This is a genomic window from Enhygromyxa salina (assembly GCF_002994615.1).
Taxonomy (GTDB): domain Bacteria; phylum Myxococcota_A; class Polyangia; order Nannocystales; family Nannocystaceae; genus Plesiocystis; species Plesiocystis salina_A.
Genome location: NZ_PVNK01000054.1, coordinates 1 through 8906, shown reverse-complemented (window position 1 = coordinate 8906; position 8906 = coordinate 1). Strand labels below are relative to the sequence as shown.

Sequence of the window (8906 nt, the reverse complement as noted above, 5' to 3'; positions counted from 1 at the left end):
CCCCCTCGAGCGAGTCCGCGTCGACGGCCACCCCGCCGTCTTGCTCGGCGTCGTCGCCAATCCGGGCGTCGACCTGGTCCGCTTTGGCGACGAGCTGCGGGCCGAGCTCGACGCCCTCGAGGCCGAGGTCCAGGCCGAGCTCGACGATCCCAGCCTCACCCTCGAGCTCGTCGTCGACCAGCCCCGCTACGTCGCCGCCCGGCTCCTCGATCTCCAGCGCTCCTTGCTGCTGAGCACGCTGATCGTCGCCCTGGTCCTGCTGGTCGCCATGGGTCCGCGCTTGGCCCTGGTGTCCTCGGCCATGGTCCCCCTCGCCGTGCTCTCGGCGGTCGCGGTGTTCGGCATCGGCGGCGGGGTGCTCCACCAGATCTCCCTCGCCGGCGGCGTGATCGCCATCGGCATGGTCGTCGACAACGCGATCGTCGTGGTCGAAGAGATCCAGCGCCGCCTCGACGAGGGCGAGGCGCCCCCGGAAGCGGCCCGCGCCTCGGCCCGCGCCCTGCTCAACCCCCTCGCCGCGTCGACGGCGACGACCGTCGCCGCCTTCTTCCCGATGCTGCTCAACTCGGGTGCGGCCGCGGACTTCACCCGGGCCATCCCGGTGATGGTGATCCTCGCGCTGCTGACCAGCTTCGCGTTCTCGCTCTTCGTGCTCCCGCCGGTCGCGAGCCTGGTTCTGCGTCCCCGTCGCCGCGCGTCAGCGAAGCTCGAAGACGCCGAAGCAAAGAGGCCCACGCGTTCGCTCGGCCTGCGCGTCGTCGATCGGCTGCTTCGACGCCCGGCCCTGGCCCTGCTCCCGGGCCTGGCGATGATCATCATGGCCGCGACCGCCCTGCCCTCCCTCCGCGTCCGCTTCTTTCCGCCGACCAAGCGCAACCAGGCCGTGGTCGAGCTGCAGCTGCGCGAGGGCACCCACGTCGACGCCGTCGCGGCGGTGAGCGAGACCGTAGAGGAGGAGCTCCTGGGCCTCGACGCGGTCGAGCAGCTCACCGTCACCCTCGGCCGCGGCCTGCCGCACTTTTACTACAACCTGCCCGAGACCAAGGCCCAGTCCAACTTCGCGCAGATGCTCGTCCAGCTGCGCGCGCCCGAGGAGGTCGAAGCCGTCGAGGCCCGGGTGGACGCGCTGCGCACCCAGCTGCCTCCGGGGACCAAGCTGCGCGTGGCTCGGCTCAAGCAGGGGCCGCCCGTGGTCGCGCCCGTGGAGCTGCTGCTCTACTCGCCGGGCCTGGACGAGCTGCGGACCTCCGCCCGCGCTGTGGCCGAGGCCCTCGCCGAGGTCGAGGGCCTGACCGCCATCCGCGACTCGATCGACGCGGGCGCGCCGAGCCTGCGCTTTGATCTGGACCGCGCCCGCAACCAGCCCTGGGGCGTGGACGAGGCGGCCCTGCGCGCGAGTTTGCTGTCCCACACCGCCGGGTTACCGGCGGGCACCGTGCTTCACGGGCGACACCACGAGCCCGTGGTCGTCCGCGCCGCGCCCCGCCGCGCCGAGCTCGAAGCGCCCCCCGCCATCGACCTCCCGGCGGACCTGGCCGTCGCCGGGACCCGGGGCCAGCTGCGCGTCGCCGAGGTCAGCGAGCGCCGCCTCGAGTGGGCGCCAGCGGCGATCACCCGCAAGTACAGCAAGCGCTTCGCTCGAGTCACCGCCGAGCTCGAGCCCGGCGTCGAGCTCGACGCCGTGCGCGGGGCCATCGAAGCTCGGGTCGCCGCCCTCGAGCTCGATGACGCGGGCGTGACCGTGGCCTTCGCCGGCGAGGCCGAGAGCGCCGAGGAGGCCAACGACTCGCTACTGCGCGCGCTGCCCGTGGGCCTGGTGATCCTCGTGCTCGTGCTCGTGTGGGAGTTCGACTCTCTGCGCTGTGTGGGCCTGGTCCTGGTCACCGTGCCGCTCGCGGCCGTCGGCGTGATCCCGGCCCTGGCCGTCAGCGGTCAGCCCTTCGGCTTCATGTCGGCCCTGGGCGTGGTCGCGCTCATCGGCGTCGTGGTCAACAACGCGATCGTGCTCCTCGACCTGACCCAGCAGCTGCGCGCCGAGGGCCGGTCGACTCGCGAGGCCGTGCACGCCGCGACCTTGCGCCGGGTCCGGCCGATCTTGCTGACCACGGCGACCACCGTCGTCGGGCTGATCCCTCTATTGGTCTCGAACACCAGCTTGTGGCCGCCCCTGGCTCTGACCATCATCAGCGGCCTGCTCGCGTCGACGGTGCTCACCCTGGTGACGCTGCCGGCCCTGGCCATGCTCGTGCTGCCCCTGGGCGCACACCGCTCGACGAGGACACGGTAGGTACGGCACGCGAGGAGCCGGGCTTGGCAACGCCCCGCGCCGCCTCGCTTTAGCAGTCCTCGGCGGCGTCGAGCCGGGCCGCGAGCGCCTTGCGATCGATCTTCCCGTTTTGATTGAGCGGGAATTCGTCGAGGACCTCGATGTCCCTGGGCACCATGTAGCGCGGCAGCAGCTCCTCCATGCGCTCGATCAACGCGTCGATGTCGACCCCCTGCTGGGCGATGAAGCCGACGACCCCCTTCGCCCCGCCCGGCGCCTTGGGCCAGCCGAGCGCGACCGCTGCGTCGACGCCCCCCTCGCGCTGCATGACCGCCTCGATCTCGCCGAGCTCCACGCGGTAGCCGTGGATCTTGATCTGCGAGTCGACGCGGCCGAGGAAGGTCATCGGCGCGTCGCCCTTGGGTCGGCGCACGCGATCACCCGTGCGATAAAACAGCTCGGTCTCGCCGGGCGGGACCATGAACGCCGCCGCCGTGCGCTCGGGGTCGTTCCAGTAGCCCAGGGCCCGCTGCGGCCCGGTCATGAGCAGCTCACCGGTCTCCCCGGGAGCGACCTCGGCGAGGCCCTCGTCGACGACCTTGGCCCGCATGCCGACGAAGGGATCGCCGATCGGCACGACCTCGTTCTCGCACTCGCCGACCGAGGCCGCCGTCCAGCGATAGTGGGTGCAGGCGAGGGTCAGCTCGGTCGGCCCGTAGATGTTCTCGAGCACGGCGTTTGGAGCGGCTTCGGCGAAGGCCGACGCCAAGCTGACCGGGAGCGCCTCGCCGCAGAACAAGACCAGGCGCAGGTCGGGGAACGCGCCCGGGGCCAGGGCGCGCATCTGCTTCATCAACAGCGCCGCCGAGGGCACCGAGAACCACACGCTGAGCTTCGAGTCGAGCACGTACTTGGTCGGCAGCAGGCGCTGCTTCGCGTTCGGCACACACAGACACCCGCCGACCTTCCAGGCCGCGAACAGGTCGAAGAGCGACAGGTCAAAGGTGATCTCGAACAGGTGCGAGAAGCGGTCGGTCTCGCACAGCGAGTAGCGCTCGACGACCACGTCCAAGAAGCGCGCGATGTTGCGGTGCGCGACCATGACCCCCTTGGGCTCGCCGGTGCTGCCCGAGGTGAACAGCAAGTACGCGATGTCGTCGGCGCCGACGGCAGGGGCGACCCACGCCGCGGCCGCGCCGTCGAGCTCGCGGCGACCGATCAAGCTGTGGCGGGGGTGGCGAGCGCGGAGGGCCTCGTCGGCCTCGCCCTCGCTCAGGACCACGAGCAAGGGCTGCGGGGCCGCGTCGAGGACCTCGTCGAGCACGCCCTGCCCCGCCGCGTCGACGACCAGGCTGCGCGCGCCCGAGCGGCGGAGCATGAGCACGATCCGCGCGGGCGGGAGGTTGGGCAGCATCGGCACGTAGCCGTGGCCCGAGCACAGCGCGCCGAGGATCCCCGCGAACCCGGCCGCGCTGCGATGGACGAGGGTCGCCGTGAGCGGCGGCCCCTCCTCGCTCCGATGACGCGCGAGCCCGGCCGCGATCGCCAGAGCCTGCTCGCGCAGCTCGGAGTAGCTGACAGTCTCGCCCTCGACCTCGAGCGCCGGTCGCTCGGGGTGCGCGGCCGCGGCCGCCAAGAACGCGCCATGCAGGAGGCCACAATCGATCGCTTCGCTCATTGTCATCCCTCTCGCTCTCGGTAGGCCACATAGGCGTGGAGCAGCGCGCGATAGAACATCTCGCCGATGACCACGTGGCCCTTCATCGTCGCGTGGCCGAGGTCGCCGCCGATCAAGCGCGGGTCTTGCTTGTACCAGCGCCCGGCCGAGCCCTCGCCGCCCATCGCGGCGTAGGTGTTGAAGAAGGCGCAGCCCTCGGCCTCGGCCGCGCTGCGCTGGGCCTCGACGAGCATCGGCACGATCGGCTTGGACACGATCCGCACGCCCTTGCGCTCGCCGTGGTCGAGGGGCGCCATGACCAGACAGGCGATGTCCGGCTTGGCCCGCTTGACCAGCTGGAGGATCGCCCGGTACTCGCCCTCGTACTGGTCCTGGGTCAGGCGCTCGCGGCCCATGTCGTTGCCGCCAAACATGAACACGGCCAGATCGGCCTCGCGGTGGCCGAGCTGCTCGCGCAGGTGCTGCTCGTCGTAGTTGCTCAGGCGCCGGGTGAAGGCGCCGACCAGCGCGAGGCTGTCCCACACGACCCCGGGCACGTCGCGGTCGAGGGTCACGCCGTAGACCCGGGTCTGGCCGCCAGGGTTGGCCCGCACGCGCAGCTCGTGGGGCCCGTCCTCGAGCTCGAAGCGATGCCAGCGATCCTCGACCGTTTCAGACCGGGTGTTGATGACGACCGGCTGCTCCCGGTCGACGCGGAGCCCGAGCTTGCCGCCCTTGGGGTGCGCGAGGTACCAGACCTCGAAGCTCGAGACCTTGCCCGAGCCGCGCTCGGGGTGGGGCTCGAACTCGCTCTGGGCCCCGCCGTAGGACCAGAAGGTCGCGCCGCCGAGGCCGTAGCGCCCGTCCTTCTTGCAGTTTTGAATGATGAAGCACTGCTCCCAGGCCTCGTTGTGCGAGAACTTGACCTCGCCGTGGCGGTAGGAGGTGTTGGGCGGGGCCATCAGGTGAAAGCCGTGGCCGCTGTCGCCAAAGCGCGCCTGCATGCGCCGACGGATCGCCCCGGGGATGCCGTCGAGACCGATCGCCGAGTCGCCCCAGTGGACGACGTGGGTGATCTCGCCAGCGACCGCCGCGTCCGAGCGCGCGAGCTGGTCGAAGAAGGCGTCGAGCTCGTGGCCCGTGAACAGCTCGAGCTCTTGCTGAACGGGCTTGTCGTCGCCGGGCTGGGCGACGTAGGGCGGCAGCTTGTCCCCCTCGTCGAGCTCGATGACCTTGGGCTCGACCCGCGCGACCGGCTCGTGCTCGGCCTCGGCGAGGGCCTCGCGGGCGAATTCTTCGACCTCTTCGTGGCGCTCCTCGGCCTCGCGGGCCCCGTCGCTCTCGAAGGGCCGCCCGAGCAGGTTCCAAAAGGGCACGGGCTCGCCGGGCTTCCACGGCCGGGCGAACTCGAGCCCCGGGATCGCGTAGACCGAGACCAGCGCGAGCACGATGACGACCAAGCCCGGGCCCACGCGCCCGAGCGTGGACCAGCCCACGCTCGTCGTCACGACCTCGTCGGCTGGGACCGTGTCTTCGGTGTTGCTCGCCTCGCTCATGAGCCCTCAGAACTGGAAGTAGATGAACGCGCGCGGGCTGCCGTCCATGAGCTTCATGAGACCGTAGGTGAAGACCACGAACACCGCGCCCAGGACCCAGCCCGGGGTCTTGCGAAACAGGCCCATGAGGTGAACGTCGACCCACTTCTTGGGCGTGAAGTGAAACACGAGCCCGCCGATCAGCGCGGCGGCGACCCACGGGCCGACGAGGCCCGGCCGGATGCCGTGCTCCAGATCCAGGGCCGCGAGCCCGGCCACGAACTCCTGCGCGTTGCCCAGGCCCTGGGCGCGGAAGAAGATGCGCGAGAACACGATCAGGTGGAAGGTGAAGAAGATGTGCAAGACCGTGTGGATCTTGCCGCCCTCGCCGGGCAGCGGCATCCCGCACAGCAGCGCAAACACGGCGGCCATGACCCCGCCGACCCCGATCGCCGGACCCCAGGCCAGCGCGAGCACGTAGTGGACCAGCGCCGTCATCACGCCGCCGAAGACCAGCACCAGCAGCGGCCAGCCGAGGATCTTGCGCCACCGCGGCTGCTCGCGCTCACGGACCCGGTTCCAGCGGTTGAAGACCACCGCCGCCGCGTGGAGGTTGGCGTAGATCACGAAGTTCCAGCTGGCCCCGTGCCACATCCCGACCAGGAACATCGTCAGCCACACGGCCACGTAGCCGCCGCGGGCCCCGAGCCGCATGATGACCGGAAAGAACACGTAGTTGCGCAGCCAGCCCGACAGCGTCATGTGCCAGCGCCGCCAGTACTCCGCGATGTCCAGCGACTGGTAGGGCCGGTCGAAGTTCTCGGGCAGCTCGTAGCCGAGCAGCCGACCGACGCCAATCGCGATGTCCGTGTAGCCCGAGAAGTCGGCGTAGATCTGGAGCGTGTAGGCATACAGCGCCAGCATCAGCTCGGCCGAGGTGTAGGCGCCGGGGGCGTCGAAGATCGCGTCGGTCAGGTGAACGGCGATCCAGTCGCCGAGCACGACCTTCTTCGCCAGGCCCTTGCAGATCCGAAACGCGCCCTCCTCGATGTGCGCGGTCGAGAAGCGCGGGCCCTGGCGCAGCTGCGGGAGCAGCTCCGAAGCCCGGACGATCGGCCCCGCGACCAGCTGCGGGAAGAACACCACGAACAGCGCGAAGCGCAAGAACGAGCGCTCGGGATCGAGGCGGCCGCGCTCGATGTCGAGGGTGTAGCTGAGGCTCTGGAAGGTGTAGAAGCTGATGCCCAGGGGCAAGACGACGTCGAGGTGCAGCGGCGTGATGTCGACGTTGACGACCCCGGCCATGTCCGCGAAGGCCTGGAGGAAGAAGTTGACGTACTTGAAGTACGCCAAGACCCCGAGGTTGCCGACCAGGCTCGCGTAGAGCCAGGCCTTGCGGCGCCGCCTCGCGCGGGCGACGACCGCCTCGTCGTCGCTGTCGAGATCGGGCGCGAGCTCGTGGATGCGCCCGCCGCACACGAAGTCGAGCACGGTCGAGAACAGCAGCAAGCCGGCGAAGTAGGCCGGCGCGGGCGGAGGCTCGGTCTTGGGACCGGCCATGTAGAAGAAGTAGCTGGCGAGCAGCAGCCACAACATCCGCGCGCCCGGTCGCTCCGCCAGCAGCCAAAACCCGACGAGCGCCGGGATGATGAACAGCAGAAAGTCGAAGGTCGGGAACAGCATGCGCGAGCCGTGGGCGGGACCGGATCCCAGAGACGAATCACCGGGACATTAGGGGCGCGATCCCGGCCGGTCAAGCCGACGCACGCCGGCTGCGCATGCTTCCGAACTCGCCAAATTCAGCCCGCGGCGAGCTGTTTGCGCCGGTCTACGTAGGCCGCGATCACGGCCTCGTAGATCCACCCGCCGAGCAACACGCGGCCGCGGTGGTTGAGGTGCTTGAGATCGTCCGCGGCCAGCGGCGGGCTGCGGTGCTTCCACTCTTTGAGGGAGCCGCCGCCGCCCATCGCGGTGTAGGTGTCGAAGAACGCGCAGCCGGCCCGCTTGGCGACCTCGCGCTGGCCGGCGACGATGACCTCGACGTGCTCGGGCAAGATCTCGAAGGTCAGCGACTTGCCGCGATCCGTGATCGAGGTGATCAGGCACGAGGCCTCGGGCTTGCCGCGGCGCACGTGCTCGACGACCGCGCTGTACTCCTCGATGTACCCGGCCTGGTCGAGCTTGCCGTTGGCCACGCGGCGTAGATCGTTGCCGCCGTAGGTGAACACGATCAGCTCGGGGTCGCGGTGGCGGATCTGGCCGGCGAGGTGGTCGGCGTCCCACTCGAGCACGCGGTTGGTGAACACGCCGAGCTTGCTGAACTGATCCCAGACCACGCCAGGCCCGTCGGTCTCGAGCATGACGCCGTAGACGCGCGAGTTACCGTGGCCGAGCGCGCGGACCCGGACGGTGTGCGCGCCGGGCTCGACGTCGATCGCGTGGAAACGATCTTCCATGGTCTCGGCGCGGGTGTCGACGATCTGCGGCTCGTCCTTGTCGATCTTGATCTCGACGCGGCCGCCGCCGGGCCGCGCGAGGTACCACAGCTCGATCTTCGAGGCCTCGTCGCCGAGCTCGTCCTTGCGCGTGCGGATCGTGGTTGTCGCGCCCCTCGACGCCCAAAACGCGGTCCCGCCGAGGCCGTAGTGCCCGTCGGGCAGGCACTTGTAGGCGATGTAGCAGTGGTCCCAGCCCGAGGCGTCGAGCTTGACCCAGCGGTGGATGTAGTTCGGCATGTAGCGGGCCATGAGCACGAGCCCGGCCCCCCCGTCGCCGAAGCGGGTCTGAAAGCGCTCGCGCAGGACCGAGGTGAGGTCGTCCGAGCCGATCATCGACGCGCCCATGTGGACCACCCGCACGACCCGCTGCTCGCCGCTGTCGACGGCCCTGAGCGCGTCGAGGAAGCCCGCGAGGGCCTCGGGGTTCTCGATCGCCTGATGCGGCGTGACGAGGTCTTCTTCGCGCGGCTCGTAAGGTGGCGGCGCAGGCTCGGCCGGCTCGGCCGGGCTCGGCTCCTCGACCTCGGGCTTGGGCTCGCCCGCGTCGGGCTCGACCGCCAAGGAGCGATCGGGCTCCTGGCTCGGGGTCGGATCGCCGCTCGACGGCGAGCAGCCGCCGACGAGCACGGCGGACGCGAATACAATCGACGCAGACCAAAGAGAGGGAAATGAGGGTCGGTCCAAGACACTCTGGGGATCACTCAGCTTGGATCCGCTGTCAATCTCCGAGGTGAATTTGGACCGCGCCGGTCCAGGCTGCGGCGCTCAGCAGGGGCGCAGGTTTGACTCGACGCTTCTCGCTGGCATGATGATCAGCGATGATCGGCGGATTCCGAGGGACGCCGAGCGCTCCGGCGTCACTGTTGGCACTCGCGCTCGCGTGTGGCTGCCGGCCGACCGAGACCGGTCGGGACGATCCGCCCACCCTCGCCCCGGCCTCCGACTCCGAC

Annotated in this window: 5 protein-coding genes; 1 reads left to right on the top strand and 4 read right to left on the bottom strand. The window is 70.2% G+C overall.

Annotated features, from left to right (window positions below; translation table 11 throughout):
- Positions 1–2287 (top strand): efflux RND transporter permease subunit (locus ENSA5_RS05000; RefSeq protein WP_106390402.1); only part of this gene is annotated, 2287 nt, incomplete at its 5' end.
- A 49-nt stretch (positions 2288–2336) separates the two neighbouring features.
- Here ENSA5_RS05000 and ENSA5_RS04995 read toward each other — a convergent pair.
- From ENSA5_RS04995 to ENSA5_RS04980, 4 genes are all read right to left on the bottom strand, one after another.
- On the bottom strand, positions 2337–3944 hold the full coding sequence (locus ENSA5_RS04995) for an amino acid adenylation domain-containing protein (RefSeq protein WP_181197381.1): 1608 nt from the start codon (positions 3942–3944) through the stop codon (positions 2337–2339).
- A 2-nt stretch (positions 3945–3946) separates the two neighbouring features.
- Positions 3947–5479 (bottom strand): GDSL-type esterase/lipase family protein, encoded by a 1533-nt coding sequence (locus ENSA5_RS04990; RefSeq protein WP_106390400.1) that lies wholly within the window; start codon positions 5477–5479, stop codon positions 3947–3949.
- Between the two features lie 6 nt (positions 5480–5485).
- Positions 5486–7141 (bottom strand): MBOAT family O-acyltransferase, encoded by a 1656-nt coding sequence (locus ENSA5_RS04985; RefSeq protein WP_106390399.1) that lies wholly within the window; start codon positions 7139–7141, stop codon positions 5486–5488.
- Between the two features lie 116 nt (positions 7142–7257).
- The gene (locus ENSA5_RS04980; protein ID WP_106390398.1) at positions 7258–8583 is read right to left on the bottom strand and encodes a GDSL-type esterase/lipase family protein; all 1326 of its coding nucleotides are present in this window, start codon (positions 8581–8583) and stop codon (positions 7258–7260) included.
- Positions 8584–8906 lie beyond the last annotated feature (323 nt).

What these genes read in the sequence shown, in the direction of transcription:
- ENSA5_RS04995 (WP_181197381.1), bottom strand. Translation starts at nt 3,944, where the DNA reads ATGAGCGAAGCGATCGATTGTGGCCTCCTGCATGGCGCGTTCTTGGCG.
- ENSA5_RS04990 (WP_106390400.1), bottom strand. Translation starts at nt 5,479, where the DNA reads ATGAGCGAGGCGAGCAACACCGAAGACACGGTCCCAGCCGACGAGGTC.
- ENSA5_RS04985 (WP_106390399.1), bottom strand. Translation starts at nt 7,141, where the DNA reads ATGCTGTTCCCGACCTTCGACTTTCTGCTGTTCATCATCCCGGCGCTC.